The sequence below is a fragment of the Sphingomonas arvum genome (genome assembly GCF_026013565.1).
In the GTDB taxonomy this organism is placed as follows: Bacteria; Pseudomonadota; Alphaproteobacteria; order Sphingomonadales; family Sphingomonadaceae; genus Sphingomicrobium; species Sphingomicrobium arvum.
Genome location: NZ_JAPDOB010000001.1, coordinates 880,664 through 895,738, shown reverse-complemented (window position 1 = coordinate 895,738; position 15,075 = coordinate 880,664). Strand labels below are relative to the sequence as shown.

At 67.3% G+C, this 15,075-nt stretch carries 15 protein-coding genes; 3 read left to right on the top strand and 12 right to left on the bottom strand.

The window, feature by feature from the left end; all coding sequences use genetic code 11:
• Nucleotides 1-17: 17 nt before the first annotated feature.
• Entirely contained in the window at nucleotides 18-1,076 is a 1,059-nt protein-coding gene (locus OMW55_RS04405; protein ID WP_264881129.1) for an SDR family oxidoreductase, read from the top strand.
• 5 nt (nucleotides 1,077-1,081) lie between these two features.
• Here the strand turns inward: OMW55_RS04405 and OMW55_RS04400 are convergent, their stop codons facing one another.
• The 6 genes from OMW55_RS04400 to OMW55_RS04375 form a co-directional block, all read right to left on the bottom strand.
• Nucleotides 1,082-1,912 carry a hypothetical protein gene (locus tag OMW55_RS04400; protein ID WP_264881127.1) on the bottom strand — a complete coding sequence of 277 codons (831 nt, stop codon included), beginning with the start codon at nucleotides 1,910-1,912 and terminating at the stop codon, nucleotides 1,082-1,084.
• Nucleotides 1,900-3,777, bottom strand: a complete 1,878-nt coding sequence (locus OMW55_RS04395; RefSeq protein WP_264881125.1) for a M2 family metallopeptidase — start codon at nucleotides 3,775-3,777, stop codon at nucleotides 1,900-1,902. The genes OMW55_RS04400 and OMW55_RS04395 overlap by 13 nt, the downstream gene beginning before the upstream one ends.
• Nucleotides 3,778-3,829: 52 nt before the next feature.
• Nucleotides 3,830-4,585 (bottom strand): alpha/beta fold hydrolase, encoded by a 756-nt coding sequence (locus OMW55_RS04390; protein WP_264881123.1) that lies wholly within the window; start codon nucleotides 4,583-4,585, stop codon nucleotides 3,830-3,832.
• A 119-nt stretch (nucleotides 4,586-4,704) separates the two neighbouring features.
• Nucleotides 4,705-5,859, bottom strand: a complete 1,155-nt coding sequence (locus OMW55_RS04385) for an acyltransferase family protein (protein WP_264881121.1) — start codon at nucleotides 5,857-5,859, stop codon at nucleotides 4,705-4,707.
• 199 nt (nucleotides 5,860-6,058) lie between these two features.
• The gene (locus OMW55_RS04380; RefSeq protein WP_264881119.1) at nucleotides 6,059-6,514 is read right to left on the bottom strand and encodes a GFA family protein; all 456 of its coding nucleotides are present in this window, start codon (nucleotides 6,512-6,514) and stop codon (nucleotides 6,059-6,061) included.
• Between the two features lie 2 nt (nucleotides 6,515-6,516).
• The gene (locus OMW55_RS04375; RefSeq protein WP_264881116.1) at nucleotides 6,517-7,545 is read right to left on the bottom strand and encodes an aspartate-semialdehyde dehydrogenase; all 1,029 of its coding nucleotides are present in this window, start codon (nucleotides 7,543-7,545) and stop codon (nucleotides 6,517-6,519) included.
• A 79-nt stretch (nucleotides 7,546-7,624) separates the two neighbouring features.
• Between OMW55_RS04375 and OMW55_RS04370 the strand changes: the two genes are divergently transcribed.
• Nucleotides 7,625-9,850, top strand: a complete 2,226-nt coding sequence (locus tag OMW55_RS04370) for a M20/M25/M40 family metallo-hydrolase (protein ID WP_264881114.1) — start codon at nucleotides 7,625-7,627, stop codon at nucleotides 9,848-9,850.
• Nucleotides 9,851-9,912: 62 nt separating this feature from the next.
• Here the strand turns inward: OMW55_RS04370 and rplS are convergent, their stop codons facing one another.
• Genes rplS through OMW55_RS04355 form a run of 3 tightly spaced genes read right to left on the bottom strand, consistent with a single transcriptional unit; the run spans nucleotide 9,913 to nucleotide 11,421 of the window.
• Entirely contained in the window at nucleotides 9,913-10,338 is a 426-nt protein-coding gene (rplS, locus tag OMW55_RS04365; protein WP_264881113.1) for a 50S ribosomal protein L19, read from the bottom strand.
• Between the two features lie 13 nt (nucleotides 10,339-10,351).
• Nucleotides 10,352-11,074: a tRNA (guanosine(37)-N1)-methyltransferase TrmD gene (gene trmD / locus OMW55_RS04360; protein ID WP_264881112.1), complete on the bottom strand. Its 723-nt coding sequence runs from the start codon at nucleotides 11,072-11,074 to the stop codon at nucleotides 10,352-10,354.
• Nucleotides 11,071-11,421 (bottom strand): hypothetical protein, encoded by a 351-nt coding sequence (locus tag OMW55_RS04355; protein WP_264881111.1) that lies wholly within the window; start codon nucleotides 11,419-11,421, stop codon nucleotides 11,071-11,073. Before OMW55_RS04355 ends, trmD begins: the two co-directional genes overlap by 4 nt.
• A gap of 51 nt (nucleotides 11,422-11,472) precedes the next feature.
• Between OMW55_RS04355 and OMW55_RS04350 the strand changes: the two genes are divergently transcribed.
• On the top strand, nucleotides 11,473-12,459 hold the full coding sequence (locus OMW55_RS04350; protein WP_264881109.1) for an NAD(P)/FAD-dependent oxidoreductase: 987 nt from the start codon (nucleotides 11,473-11,475) through the stop codon (nucleotides 12,457-12,459).
• Here the strand turns inward: OMW55_RS04350 and rimM are convergent.
• The 3 genes from rimM to ffh are packed head-to-tail and all read right to left on the bottom strand — an operon-like array spanning nucleotide 12,456 to nucleotide 14,965.
• Complete coding sequence (gene rimM, locus OMW55_RS04345; protein ID WP_264881107.1) at nucleotides 12,456-12,935, bottom strand: ribosome maturation factor RimM; 480 nt, start codon at nucleotides 12,933-12,935, stop codon at nucleotides 12,456-12,458. The genes OMW55_RS04350 and rimM overlap by 4 nt on opposite strands.
• Nucleotides 12,935-13,477 carry a 30S ribosomal protein S16 gene (rpsP, locus tag OMW55_RS04340; protein ID WP_264881105.1) on the bottom strand — a complete coding sequence of 181 codons (543 nt, stop codon included), beginning with the start codon at nucleotides 13,475-13,477 and terminating at the stop codon, nucleotides 12,935-12,937. The genes rimM and rpsP overlap by 1 nt, the downstream gene beginning before the upstream one ends.
• 27 nt (nucleotides 13,478-13,504) lie before the next feature.
• Complete coding sequence (gene ffh / locus OMW55_RS04335; RefSeq protein WP_264881104.1) at nucleotides 13,505-14,965, bottom strand: signal recognition particle protein; 1,461 nt, start codon at nucleotides 14,963-14,965, stop codon at nucleotides 13,505-13,507.
• Nucleotides 14,966-15,075 lie beyond the last annotated feature (110 nt).

The window sequence follows — 15,075 nt, the reverse complement described above, 5'->3', positions numbered from 1 at the left end:
GCATGGGAGCAGGAAGAATGGGGCTGAGGCCGCTCAAGGAACAGGTGGTGGTGATCACGGGTGCGTCGAGCGGGATCGGACTGGCGACGGCCCGGCGCGCGGCGGCGGCGGGCGCCAAGGTCGTGCTGGCGGCGCGTAACGCGGAGGCGCTGGACGAGGCAGTTGTGACCATCCGTAACAAGGGCGGTGAGGCGACCGCGATCGACCTCGACGTCGCCGATCCGGGTGCCGCGGGCGAGCTGGCCGCCACGGCAGTTGAGGCGTTTGGGCGCATCGACACCTGGGTGAATGATGCGGCCGCGGCGATTTATGCCCGGCTGGACCAGGTCAGTCTGGACGAGCACCGGCGAGTGTTCGACGTTGGATACTTCGGGCTGGTACAGGGCAGCATGGAAGCCGTCCGCCATCTCAAGGAACGTGGCGGCGCACTCATCAACGTCGGGTCCGTGCTGAGTAGCCGAGCCATCCCGCTGCAAGGGCCATATTGCGCCATGAAGGCGGCAGTGATGCAGTTTACCGACACGCTGCGGATGGAGTTGGAGCAGGAGGGCGCACCAGTGTCGGTCACGCTGATCAAGCCGGCCGCCATCGACACGCCCTATCCGGAGCATGCCCGCAACAAGCTGGACGCGCCGGCGCGGCTGCCACAGCCGATCTACGACGTCGAGCTGGTCGGCAAGGCGATCTGCTTTGCCGCCCAGAACCGGCGCCGGGTGCTGATCGTCGGCGGCGGTGGGCTAGCCATCAACACCTTCGCTCCGGCGTTGCCCAAGCTGGCCGACAAGGCGATGGAGCTGGTCGGCGGCGAGCTGGCGCAGACCACCGACGTGCCCCCTGCCCCTGGCACGAGTGACAACCTGTTCGAAGCACGGGCCGATGGCCGGACTGAGAGCAACCAGAACCCGTTCACCCGCCAGACGTCGCTGTTCCTGGAGGCGCAGATGCATCCGCTCGCGGCAGCGGCAGTGGTCGGCGGGGTCGCCGCTGCGGGCGCGTTCCTGCTCAGCCGCAAGCGGGACGAGGACCTTGGCACCAAGGAAGCGCAGCGCCGCATCCGCGCGGCAGGGATGAGCTGACCGGCCTACCGAGGCACCTTGGCTGCGTAGCTTGGCGGTGAGCAGGCCTCCGCCGCGTCCCACAGCGGCTGCATCTGGGCATGCAGGGCTGTGTTACCTCGGATGGTAATGGGCCTGCCTGCCTCTGTGCGAGCGTCCATTTCGACTTCCGTCAGGGCGCCATGCGGGCTGGAGCCGGCCGCGAAGTTCGCGGGCGCCGGCGCGAGGTCGAGATTGATCTTGCCCAGCCCGGCGACGGCCTTGGCCAGCTGCGGGCAGGTCGAGCTGCCGGTGTCGTGCCGCTCGACGAACGGCAGGTAGAGCTTGGTCTGGCTGGTGTGCCTTGCGAACAGGGCGAACAGCTTCTCATTCGACCGGTCCGGTTCGTCACGCCGGTAGCCTTGTTGTTTCAGCAGCGCGACCAGCTCCTGGGGTCGAAAGCTTGCGTCGATGGCGTCGTGGAGCGGCTTGCTGGTGGCTAGTAGGTCGGGAACGAACGCATACTGGTAGCGGTAGGCGCAGGAGCCCGCCGCCTCATCCTTGACGGGATCGCCGTTGCAATAAAGGTCAAGGCGATCCTCGCGGATCGCACCGAAATCATAATGAGCTAGTGTGCTGCGGGCGGGAGCGCCCCACCAACGCTTGCCGAGCCATTGATCGTCGATCCGCAGCGAACGCTTCAGTGCATCGCCGCGGCCGCGCAAGGCCCACGACCAGTAAGACCGGTATAGTGCGGCGACGTCATAGCCATCGAGCGTCTGCGGGCGGTCGGCCGGGTAGATGGCCGGAGGCGGCGGAGCGGCAATGGCTGCTCCGCCCCAAGTCAGCGATAGAACGGCGGCGATTACCAGCCGCACTGCTTCCCGGCGTTCTGCTGTTCCAACCAGCGCTGCAGGGGCGCGAAATACTCGAGCATTGGCTTGCCCGACATTTCGCGGCTTCCGGTGAAAGCCTGCAGCGCGTCGGGCCACGGTTTGGACGCGCCCATGGTCAGCATCTGATTGAGGCGCTGGCCGACCTCCTTGTTGCCGTAGAAGGAGCAGCGGTGAAGCGGGCCCTTCCAGCCGCTCATGTCGCAGGCCGCCTTATAGAACTGGAACTGCAGGATGCGGGCGAGGAAATAACGGGCGTAGGGCGTGTTGGCCGGGATGTGATACTTGGCGCCGGGGTCGAAGTCCGCTTCGGTCCGCTGCACCGGCGGGGTGATGCCCTGGTACTGCTGGCGCAGCTGGTTCCAGCCGGCCTCATAGCCGCTGGCCGGGATCGAGCCGTCGAACACGCCCCAGCGCCATTTGTCGACCATCAGGCCGAACGGCAGGAATGCGACCTTGTCCATGGCCTGGCGGAGCAGCAGGCCAGTGTCCTTGTCGGCGCTCGGCACCTTGTTACGGTCGAGCAGGCCAATCTGGACGAGATACTCCGGCGTCACCGACAGGGCGATGAAGTCGCCGATCGCCTCATGGAAGCCGTCGTTAGCGCCATTGAGGTACAGGTAGGGCTGCTGGTTGTACGCCCGCTGGTAGAAGTTGTGGCCGAGTTCGTGGTGAATGGTCACGAAGTCGTCGGCATTGACCTTGGTGCACATCTTGATGCGCAGGTCGTCAACGTTGTTCACGTCCCAGGCCGAGGCGTGGCAGATCACCTCGCGGTCGCGCGGACGGGTGATCTGGCTGCGTTGCCAGAAGCTTGCGGGTAGCGCTGGGAAGCCGAGCGAAGTGTAGAAGCGCTCGCCCGTGCGGACCATCTGCTCGGGCGTATACTTCTTTTCGGCGAGCAGATCCGTCAGATCATAGCCGATGTCGCCGGCACCCTTGGGCGCGACCACGTCGTAGATATTGCCCCATTCCTGCGCCCACATGTTGCCGAGCAGGTCGGCGCGGATCGGGCCGGACGCAGGCTGCACCGCATTGCCGTACTTCTGGTTCAGCTTGGTGCGCGTGTAGCAATGAAGCTGGTTGTAGAGCGGCTGTACCTCCGCCCACAGCCGGTCGTACATGGCCGAGAATTCCTGTGGGCTCATGTCATACTGGCTGCGCCACATGGCGCCCGTGTCGTCGTAGCCGAGTTCCTTGGCCCCCTGGTTGGCGATGGAGACCATGCGGGTGTAATCTTCCCGCATCGGCCGGCCGACGTTGGTGTGCCAGCTGGTCCAGATTTCCTTGAGCTGCGCCGGATTGCGCAGCGTGCCCATCTTCTCCTCGGCGTCGTCGCCGGTGATCTCCTTGCCGCCGAGCGTCGCGCGGCCCTTGCCGTAGGTCGACTGGAGGCGCGTCGAGATGGTGTTGAGCTCGGCGGCCTGGCCGTTCGGCGCAGCCAGCACCAGCGCGCCGCGGAGAATGTTGAGCTTGCGCGCCGTATCCGGATCGAGGCCTGGCACGCGCGACCATTCGGCCGCTTCCTTGGCGTACTGAACGCCCTTCTCCGTGCCGATGGTGCCGAAGTAGGCGGCGAGCGCGTCGGTGTCGTCGTTGATGTAGGTGGCGTTCACCCACGCCGCGCGACCGCCGATCACGCTGAGGTCGTAGAGGTCCTTCTCAACCGCGGCGATGAAGGCGCGCGCACCTTCCGGGGTACGCGGTTGCGCCTGCCCTTCGGCCGATGCCGGCCCGTTCTCAATGATGACGTCATTCTGAGGACGCACCATCCGCGATCCGGCGCTCGGGCCCGTCATGCAGCCGGCCAAGGTCAAAGCGATGATGGAGGTGGAAACGGCCAATTTCATCGGACGACGCCTCTGAGCAGTTGTGAATGGATGTAGCTTGGGTGCGGGGTCCTCAGGGAGCCGTCAAGAAGTTTGCGATGGCGTCGCCGAGCTCCGGTTCCGTCACCGAGCTCATGTGGGTGCCGGGGACGATCGCCAGGGTGGCGTCGGGCAGCTTGTCGGCAAGCTCGCGGGCCGAGCCATTATCCTCGTCCTGCAAGCCGCACACCACCAGCACCGCCATGGTCAGCGCACCGAGCCAGTCCATGAACACGTCCTCGAAGCTGTCGAGCAGCAGTCGCGCGGCCTGGCGGTCGACCTTCTGGCTCTTCATGAACTGCGCAGCGAGCCAGTGCGGGTCGCCACGCTGGAGGGTGTCGAAGCGGTCGATCACCTCCAGGAAGAAGGTCTTCCGCCGCCTCCAGTTGGCCAGGCCCTGGAGGCCCATGCCGCCGAGGATGGCGCGGCGCGGCCGCAGCCCCTCGCCGATTGCTTGCACGGTTGTCCGTGCGCCGAGCGAAAACCCGCCAAGATCGAAGTCGGTGAGGCCGAGGTGGCCCACAAGCTCGCGGACGTCGCGGGCGAGCACACCGGGGCCATAGGCGCCAGGGTCGTGCGGCTTGCCCGAGCGGCCATGGGCGCGGTGGTCGGGGGTGATCACGCGGAAGCCCTCACGAGCGATCCGCTCGGCGTGGCCGAACTTGATCCAGTTCATGTGCGCGTCGGAGAACAGGCCGTGGAGCAGGATCACGGGCCGGCCCTGCCCGACCTCGTAGTAGGCGAGGTCGACGCCGTCCGACGCGGTCCAGCGATGTTCAGTGGCGCTCACGTTCGCTCAATTAGACAACTTGGACTCGACGCCGCGCGATGTTGACCCATCCCCCCGCAGCCGACGAGAGCAAATGAAGGCTGAAGCGGGCGAGCTGGGCGGGCACGAGACCAGACATGTCAGGCGAAATCCGATTGTGCAATGGCGGGCTCAGGCGCTCGGTTGTTCTGCAATCGGGGCGCGGAGGGCCGGGACAGCAGCGCCGCACGGATCCATTGTCCGCCGAACCGTTCGACGGTGCGGAGGCTGATCCAAGCCGCCAGGAACGAGCACAGCACGCAAGCCGCGACCAGCAGGTGAGCAAGCAGTGGGCGATCTGCGCCGAGCGCAAGCGGGTCAACGCCGAGAATGCGCTTGAGCAGCAAGCTGACAACCAGCGTGATCACCACCCCGTGCATCAGGTATACACCGTAGGAGAAGCTCCCCAAGCGTTGCAGTGGACGCCAGCTCAAGGGTGTCCAAAGTTGCGCTGTCTCGGCCGCAAGCACTGCAGTCACGAAGAAGTAGACAAGCGCCAGACGGGCTAAACCCGTCAACGGCCCACCGATGGCAAACGCCAGAAACAGTGCGGTCATCAAAAGCCCGCCAGCGAGCGCTCGCGAACGAACGTACAAACCCGATATGGCGAGCAGCAGGCCGAACAGGAACGATGGCATGGCCCGCAGCACCCCAAATTCGGCATACTGAAGGCGGGTAATATCTTCTCCCAACAGCATCGCGCCCGCCATCGCTACGATGGTGCTTAACACGAAAATGATAACCAGCGATCTTCGCCCGATCAGCTGGGCGGAAAGCAGCGCAGCTGCCAGCAGATCGCAGAAGAACACCGCACTGACGGCCCAACTGGCCCCATTGAACGCAAACCGGTGCCCCAGGCCAAAGCTGTGCGTCAGCGTGAGGTTCGGTAGAATGCTGGTAGTATCGTAGCGCTCCGGATCGTCCGATTGCACGACGCCGAGCCATACGAGAGAACCCATCAAGAGGTAGAATGCGAGGGTGGCCAGGTGGAGTGGGTAAAGGCGGCTTAACCGGTGAACCAGGAAGTCACGTGCTGTCGTTCCTTCGAGGCGGCCGCCAATCCAGCGCCGCCCAAGAAAGAAGCCACCCATGACGAAGAAGATGTCGGTGAAATAAGCAAGGTAGAGCGACGCACGATACTCAGGGGCGCCGGCGTCGAAAAAGCAAGGTATTAGGTGCAGCAGCGCAATCCCGATGCACATGATGCCACGCAGCGCATCGAAGCTGGAAATGCGGCTGATCTCGCGCCGCTCCACGGTAGAGCGGTAAACCGCTTGGTACTCGACTACTCTCGCCACAGGCCTGCCCGGCTAACTCTACTGGTCCCCAGACGGAAACGAGCAAGGCGAAACGGTGCACCCCACGCTACCTAGTCGAGAACGTTACGTAGCCCAACCGTTCGCTTGGCAAAGGGTTGCAAAGCACAACCTTGTGAGCGCAGTGGCGTGCCGGTAACTAGGCCGGCGGCTTGGCCCCGGCCGCGGACCACCGCTCGTTCAGCGCTTGGTACTCGTCGCTGCGGGTCTCCGGCAGGCCTTCGGTGTTGAGCCAGGCGCGATGGATGCTTTCGGCGCCAAAGTGGCTGCTGGGCTTGAAGCCGGACGGGTCGTCGAACGCGGCGACGGTCAGGTCCATCTTGTCCGTGCCCTCGCGGTAGCGGAAGCCGAGCGAGGTGCCGCAGGTAGCGCAGAACGGGCGCTGGGCGATTGGCGAGCTGTCGTACCAGTCGGGCTCCTGGCTCCAGCGAACGTCGGCCTGCCGCAGGCCGACCATGGCCAGGCTGACGTTCCCGCTCGCTCGCTGGCACATCCGGCAGTGGCAGAGGTAGGCGTGCGCGTCGTCGGGCACGTCTGCGGTGAAGCGGATGCGGCCGCAAGCGCAGCCGCCGGTGAGGGTTCGCGCCGCCGCCATGCTCAGGCCGCCTTCTGCAGATGCCTGCGGCCGAGCAGTTCGGCGATCTGCACGGCGTTCAGCGCTGCGCCCTTGCGGAGGTTGTCGCTGACCACCCACAAGCTGAGCCCGTTGTCGACCGTCGGGTCCTCGCGGACGCGGGAAACGAAGGTGGCATAGTCGCCGACGCATTCAACGGGCGTGACGTAGCCGCCGTTCTCGCGCTTATCGACCAGCATGATGCCGGGCGCCTCGCGCAGGATTTCTTGCGCCTGAGCCGCGCTGATCTCGTCTTCGAACTCGACGTTCACGGCTTCGGAGTGGCCGACGAACACGGGCACCCGGACGCAGGTGGCGGTGACCTTGATCTTCGGATCGAGGATCTTCTTGGTCTCGACCACCATCTTCCACTCCTCCTTGGTCGAGCCGTCGTCGAGGAAGCTGTCGATGTGCGGAATGACGTTGAAGGCGATCTGCTTGGTGAAGTGGTGCGGCTCGGTAGCATCGCCGACGAAGATGTTGCGCGACTGGTTGAACAGCTCGTCCATGCCGGACTTACCGGCGCCGGAGACGGACTGGTAGGTCGCGACCACCACCCGCTTGATGCGAGCGACGTCGTGGAGGGGCTTCAGCGCCACCACCAGCTGCGCGGTGGAGCAGTTCGGGTTGGCGATGATGTTGCGGGCGCGATAGCCGGCGATCGCCTCTGCATTCACCTCCGGCACGATCAGCGGCACGTCGGGGTCCATGCGGAACAGCGAAGAGTTGTCGATCACGGTGCAGCCCGCCGCCGCGGCGCGGGGCGCGTGCAGCTTGCTGCCTTCGGAACCGATGGCGAACAGGGCCATGTCGTAGCCCGCGAAATCGAAATGCTCGAGGTTCTTCACCTTGAGCGTTTCGCCTGAGTCGCCGAAATCGATGACGTCGCCGGTCGAGCGGGACGAAGCGACCGCCGCCACCTCGTCGAGCGGGAACTGCCGCTCGGCCAGGATCTGCAGCATCTCGCGTCCGACATTGCCCGTCGCTCCGACGACGGCGACCCGGTAACCCATCCAGATTCTCCTTGTGCGCGCGCCCTATCGCAACCGGGCGGCGGTGGCGATATGGCTTAGGCAACGGGGGAGACAAGGGATGCGCAAGAGCCTGTGGCTGGTGCTGGTGGTGGCGGGGCTGCTGGCGCTGATGGCGGCGACGCCTTGGCTGAGCGCACCGCCTGCGGTGCGGACATTGAGCGCGGCGGGAGAGTTCGACGCACTGCGGGCAAAGGACCGACTGGCGCGTGTGCTCGGCGAGCAGCGGCCGCATCCGGCGGACACCGTTGCCAGCGATGAAGTCCGCGACCGGCTGGTGGCGGAACTGCGCAGCATGGGGCTGCAGCCGCGGGTGGACGACCGCTTCGCCTGCAACCGGCTGTTCAAGCAGCGGGGCGTCAGCTGCGCGCGGGTACGCAACGTGCTGGTGACGGTCGGGCCTGCGAACGGGCGGCACCTCCTCATCAACTCGCATTACGACAGTGTGCCGGTCGGGCCGGGTGCGTCGGACGCGGGCATGGGCGTGGCGACCATGCTGGAGGTGGCGAGCCTGCTCAGAGATCGGCCGTTGGGGCGACCAGTCACCTTCCTGTTCAACGAGGGTGAAGAGCTGGGCCTGGTCGGCGCGCGAGCGTTCCTGGAGGGCGATCCGCTCAACCGCCAGGTGGACAGCCTGATCAACCTGGAGGCGCGGGGCACGACCGGGCCGGTCAACATGTTCGAAACGTCGGTCCCGAACGCCGCCGCTGTCCGAGTGTTCGCGGAGACGGTGCGCGCGCCAGTGGCGAGCAGCCTGGCGGTCAGCGCTTACAAGCAGATCCCCAACTACACGGACGTCAACACGTTCGAGGACCGACGCTGGCTGACGCTGAACTTCGCGCCGATCGGTAACGAGACGCGCTACCACTCGCCCGGCGACGACCTGGCCGGCATGGACCCGGCGACGCTGCAGCACATGGGTGATCAGGTGCTGAGCGTGGCGAGCCGGCTAGCGAGCCGGCCGGCGCCAGTGGCGAGTGGCAGCGGATCGGAGATCCTGTTCATGACGATGGCGCCGTTCGGGTTGGTGACGATGCCGATGTGGGTCGGCGTGGTCGCGGCGGCGGGGCTCGGGATCGTGCTGCTGATAGCAGTCGTGCGGCGGCGGGCGTGGCTGGCCGTTCCGGCGCTGCTGGTAGCGGTGGTCGGTGGCGCGGCGGTGGCGTGGCTGGGGCTGAGCATCGTCGGCGCCTTGCGCGAAGGTCAGTTCTGGCGCGCGCAGCCGGCTGCAAGCGAGCTGGCGGTCTATGCCGGGGTGATCGCAGTCGGGCTGGCGCTGGTCGGACTCATGCGGCGGACGGACATCGGGCGGCTGCGGGCCGGGTTCTGGCTGCTGTTCGTGGCACTCGGCGCGGGGCTGACGGCGCTGGCCAGCGGGGCGCTGATCTACTTCATCCTGCCGCCTGCCGTGTTCGCCCTGGGGCTGCTGGCCGCGCGCTGGTGGAAGCCGGCGGAGACCGTCGCGGCAGTGCTGGCGGCGATCGTCCTGTACCTGACGCTCGGCGGCATGCTGGGGCTGTTGGAGGACCTGCTGAACAGTGGGCCGCTATGGCTGTTCGCGATCTTCGGCGCGCTGGTGCTGCTGCCGTGGCTGATCGAGGCCAAGCCGTTGCTGGAGGGCGCCCGGCGCGGGCGACTGCTCGCGGCGCTGGCCGGCTTCGCGGCGCTGGCCTGGGTGCCCGCGGCGCTGGCCCCCGCCTACTCGGCGGACCGGCAGCAGCAATGGACGCTGCAGTATGTCGTCGACCCGGCGCAGCGGCAGCCGGTCTGGTCGGTAGTCAACGATCGCAAGGCTTTACCGGCAGCGTGGCGGCGTTTCGGGGACTGGCGGCTCGGGACGGTTGAGGCGCTCGGCCGGCGGCAGCGCTGGATCGCGCCTGCGCCGCCCGTTGGCGGCCTAATGCCGGCTCGCGCGCTTGCCGTGGAGGCGACGTCAGCGCCCGGTGGCCGCCGGGTGCAGCTGCGCATACAGGCGAACGGCGCTGACAGTGTTTCCATCACTGCGCCGGCCAACGCGAACGTGCGAGCGCTGGGAGTCCCCGGCCAAGTGCGGGCAGTGGCCGCAAAGGAAGGTAGCGGCGTTTATTCGTTAACCTGCACCGGGCGCAGTTGCGACGGCCAGATCGTTGAACTGCTGATCGGGCCGGAGCCGGTCCAGTTGACAGTGGTCGGCACCCGCTGGGCGCTGCCGGCGGCCGCGGCGCCGCTCAAGGCTGCGCAACCGCGGTTCGCGCGGGCACAATATCTGCCGGATGCGACGGTGCTGATCAGCCGGCTGCGGCTCTGACACGAAAAAGGGCCCGGCCAGCGGCCGAGCCCTCTTCCAGAATCGCGTTATTAGTGAGCTGCTCAGCCCTCGGCGGTGTCGGTCTGCGGGGTGGCGGTGGCCGCCGCCTGCTTGCCGGCCTCGCGGCGCGGATCACGGCGCTCGGCGATGCGGGCCGACTTACCGGTGCGGCCGCGCAGGTAATAGAGCTTGGCACGGCGGACGGCGCCGCGGCGGACGACTTCGATGGTCTCGATGGTCGGCGAATAAAGCGGGAAGACGCGCTCGACGCCCTCGCCGAAGCTGATCTTGCGGACGGTGAAATTAGACCCGATGCCCTTGTTCGAGCGGGCGATGCACACGCCCTCGTAGTTCTGGACGCGGGTGCGGTCGCCTTCGACCACGCGCACGCCGACGCGCAGCGTGTCGCCGGCGCGGAATTCCGGAATGGCGCGGGCCTGGGTCAGTTCAGCGATCTGCTCGCGCTCGATAGTCTGGATCAGGTTCACTTCGGTCTCGTCCCTATCTCTTCCGCCGCGCGCCAGAGGGCGGTGCCTGCGATGCGCCCCCATGGCGCTCGATCAGGTCCGGCCGCCGTAGCCGTGTATCCTCCATCGCCCGGGCATGACGCCAGGCAGCGATCTTCGCATGATCCCCCGATCGCAGCACTTCGGGGATCGTGCGCCCTTCCCAGTCGACTGGTCGGGTATAATGCGGATATTCGAGCAGCCCCGTTTCGAAGCTCTCGTCCTCTCCGCTGGAGGCCGCGCCCATTACTCCGGGCAGCAGGCGAACGCAAGCATCAAGCAGGATCATGGCGGGAAGCTCGCCGCCCGACAGGATGTAGTCGCCGACCGACACCGGTTCGAGCGCGCGGGCCTCGAAGATGCGCTCGTCGAAGCCCTCGAACCGGCCGCATAGGATGATGGCGCCCTCCCCAGCCGCCAGCTCCCGCACGCGCCCCTGGGTCAGCGGAGCGCCGCGCGGGGTCATCGCCAGCATGGGGCGGCCGTCCGCGACGCTGTCCAGCGCGGCGGCGAGCACGTCGGGTTTGAGCACCATGCCGGCGCCGCCCCCGGCCGGCGTGTCATCGACGCTGCGGTGCTTGTCGGTCGCGAAGTCGCGAATGTTGGTGGCGTCGAGGGTCCAGGTGCCTTCCCCCAGCGCGCGCCCGGCGAGGCTAAGCCCCAGCGGACCGGGAAACATGTCCGGGTAGAGGGTGAGGACGGACGCGCGAAAGCTCATTTCGCCTCGGCTCTCGGTTCGCTGGCCGCTGGCGAGGCGGCAAACCGGCGTGACACAAACGCCGCGCAAGCCGCGCCAAGCAGGAAGAGAACCAGCCCGCACGCCGACGCATAAGCCACGGCGAGCAGTGACGTGCCGCACGCGTCGGCGCGGCACTCTTCGGCGGTGCTGGTGAGCACCTTCAAAAGCAGGAGCGAGCACGCTCCCCAGATCAGCAGCGGCATCGGCAGCGCCGCAACTGACACCAGTCGGCCCTTGCCCCACGCAGGGAAGGCGCGGTGCAGCTTTCCGACCAGCATCATCGAGAAAACGAGGTGAGCGACCACCGCAAGGAGCAACCACAGCATGATCCTGGTCGCTAGTCCGGAACAACGGTGACGCCAAGCCATTGGCCGCGCATGGCTTCCGATGCACCTTATGATTGTCTGATCATCGGTGGTGGCCCGGCTGGGCTGACCGCCGCCATCTACCTGTCCCGCTTTCACCTCGACATCCTGGTGGTGGACGAGGGCAAGAGCCGGGCCGGGTGGATCCCCTGCTCCCACAACCACGCCGGCTATCCTGACGGCATCAACGGCAAGGAGCTGCTGCGGCTCATGCGCGAGCAGGCGCAGAAGTACGGGACCAAGATCGAGACCGGGCGAGTGCAGCGCCTCGACAAGGACGAGGACGGGCTGTTCACCGCCGAATGGGGTCAGGGCTCCCAACGGACGCGCTCCGTCCTGCTGGCGACCGGGCTGACCAACCGCCGGCCGCCGATGGACCCGGAGCTCCACGACGACGCCATGGCGCGCGGGCTGATCCGCTATTGCCCGATCTGCGACGGGTTCGAGGTCACCGACAAGAAAGTCGGGGTGATCGGGTCCGGCAAGAATGGCGTCGGTGAGGCGGTGTTCCTGCGCAGCTACACCGCCGACGTGACGCTGATCGCGCCAGACAAGGCGCTGGAGCTGGCGCCTGAGGACCGGACGAAGCTGGAGCAGGCTGGCGTGACGCTGGTTGACGGGCCGGCCGAAGCGATCGGAGTGACCGGCGCGTGCATCACGGTCGACTCGGCCGACGGTCTGCTGACGTTCGACAGCATCTATCCCGCGCTCGGGTCCGACACGCACACGCAGCTGGCCGAGATGCTGGGCGCGGAGCTGGCGGAGGACGGATGCGTGCTGTGCGACGAGAAGATGCGCAGCACGGTGGAAGGCTTCTACGCCGCCGGAGACGTGGTGCACGGGCTGGACCAGATCAGCCACGCGATGGGCGAAGGAGGCCAGGCGGCCACCACTATCCGCAACGACCTGGCGGCCAAGAGTCCGCTGATGCGGCAGCCGGTGGTGCTGGAGGAAGCAGGCGAGACCCGGCGTGAGACGGTTGAGGTCGGCGACGGCTAGGCGAGGAAGTCGGGGTCGAGAACCACGCGGCCGTCGGTCAGGTCGGCCACACCGGGCGTGAACGGGACAAGGGCTCGCTTGCCGCCCTCGCCTTCGATCTCCAGCAGGTCGCCGGCGCCGAAATTCTCGACAGCGACGACGGTGCCGAGCGGCGCTCCGTCCTGGTCGAAGCAAGGCAAGCCGATCAGGTCGGCGTGGTAGTATTCGCCCTCGTCCAGCGCCGGGAGGGCGGCGCGGTCAACTTCAATCAACTGGCCGCGCATGGCCTCGGCGGCTTCGCGGCTGGTGACGCCAGCGAAACGCGCGACCACCGCCTTGCCGGCCCCACCCACCTTCTCCAGCCGCAACTCACGCCCACCGACGGTCACCGCCGAGTGATGCGCGAGGTTGTCGGCGGAGTCGGTGAACAGCTTAAGGCGGACCTCGCCGCGGATGCCGTGGGCACCGGCGATCGCGGCGAGGGCCACCTTGCTCATTATTCTGCCTTTTCGGCGCCTTCGGCGGGAGCAGCGTCGTCGCCGCCCTCGGCCGGCTCGGGCTGGGTCGGGGCGCCCGAACCTTCGGCCTCACCCGCCGACGGGCCTTCGGCCGGCTCGGGCTGGGTCGGAGCGGACTCTTCGGCGGCGGCGGGCGCTTCCGGCTCCGGCGCAGCGGCAGCAGCCGCGGCGGCTTCGGCCAGCTCGGCCTCACGGGTCGCACGGGCCTCGGCGCGCTCGGTTGCCTTCTCGCCCGGCTTGCCCTTGTTCGGGTTGTTGCGGGCCGAACGCTCCTTGACGCCGAGGACGTCGAGGAAGCGGGCAACTCGGTCGGACGGCTGGGCGCCGGCCTTCAGCCAGTGCGACGCGCGCTCGGCGTCGAGCTTGACGCGCTCGGGCGAGTCCTTGGCGAGCAGCGGGTTGTAGGTGCCGATCTTCTCAATGAAGCGGCCGTCGCGCGGGGCGCGGGCGTCGGCAACGACGATGCGGTAGTAGGGGCGCTTCTTGGCGCCGCCACGGGCGAGACGAATGCTGAGAGCCATGTTCTAAGTCCTTCTTGTGATTGGTTGTTATTTCTTGCCGAACTTGTGAGCGCCGGGCGGGAGGCCGCCCGGCAGCCCGGGAAGCCCGCCCATGCCGCCGCCCGCGCCGGGCATGGCACCGGGCAGCAGGCCGCCCATCGCGCCTTCCAGGCCGCCTTTGCCGAACATCGCGGCGAGCTTGCCGAGGCCGCCCATCTTCTTGAGGCGCTTCATCGCGCCTTCCATTTCCTGGTGCATCTTCAGGAGCTTGTTCACTTCCTGAACGGTGCGACCGCTGCCCTTGGCGATGCGGATCTTGCGCTTGGCGTTGATGACGTTGGGCGCCGCGCGCTCCTTGGCGGTCATGGACGACAGCATGGCCTCCAGGTGGACCAGCGCCTTGCCGTCCGCCGCCTTGTCCATCGCGCCCTTCATGCCCTTGAGGCCCGGCAGCATACCGGCCAGCGCACCGAGGCCGCCCATGCGCTGCATCTGCTGCAGCTGCATCCGGAGGTCGTCGAGGTCGAACTTGCCCTTGGCCATCTTGGCCGCGAGCTTCTCGGCATCCTCGACCTGAATGGTTTCGGCCGCGCGCTCGACCAGGCTGACCACGTCGCCCATGCCGAGAATCCGGCCGGCGACGCGCTGGGGGTGGAACGCCTCAAGCGCGTCCATCGCCTCGCCGGTGCCGGCGAACTTGATCGGCTTGCCGGTGACGGAGCGCATCGACAGCGCCGCGCCGCCACGGGCATCACCATCCATGCGGGTCAGGACCACGCCCGACAGCTCGACTTCGCCAGCAAAGCCCTTGGCGACGTTGACCGCGTCCTGACCGGTCAGGCTGTCGACCACCAGCAGCGTCTCGGTCGGACGCGAGGCGGCGGCAACGGCCTTCATCTCGGCCATCAGCGCGTCGTCCACGTGAAGGCGGCCAGCGGTGTCGAGCAGCAGGACGTCATAACCCTGCAGACGGGCCGAGTTCATCGCCCGCCCGGCGATCTCGACCGGGTTCTGGCCAGCGACGATCGGCAGCGTGTCGACGTTCACCTGGCGGCCGAGCACGGCCAGCTGCTCCTGCGCCGCGGGGCGGGCGACGTCCAGCGACGCCATCAGGACCTTCTTGCGGTCCTTTTCCGACAGGCGCTTGGCCAGCTTGGCAGTGGTGGTCGTCTTGCCCGAGCCCTGAAGGCCGACCATCATGATCACGGCCGGGGGCGCGACGTTGGTGTTGAGCTCGGCCGTGTCCGGCCCAAGCATCTCGACCAAAGCGTCGTGGACGATCTTGACGACCTGCTGGCCCGGCGTAACCGAGCGCAGCACTTCCTGCCCGACCGCCTTCTCGGTGGCCGCGTCGACGAACTCGCGCGCGACCGGGAGAGCGACGTCGGCTTCGAGCAGCGCGACCCGGACCTCGCGCATCGCCGCGCGCACGTCGTCCTCAGTCAACGCGCCGCGGCCGCGGAGGCGGTCGAAGACGCCGGACAGGCGGTCGCTGAGCGTGTCGAACATCAGGCAAACTCCCGGAACGCCAAGCGGAAAACGCCGGCGGGCGAAACCTCGCCGGCCAGCGTGCCCCGAGAGGCGCTCAAAACTATGTGTCACGAAGACCGGCGCGACTT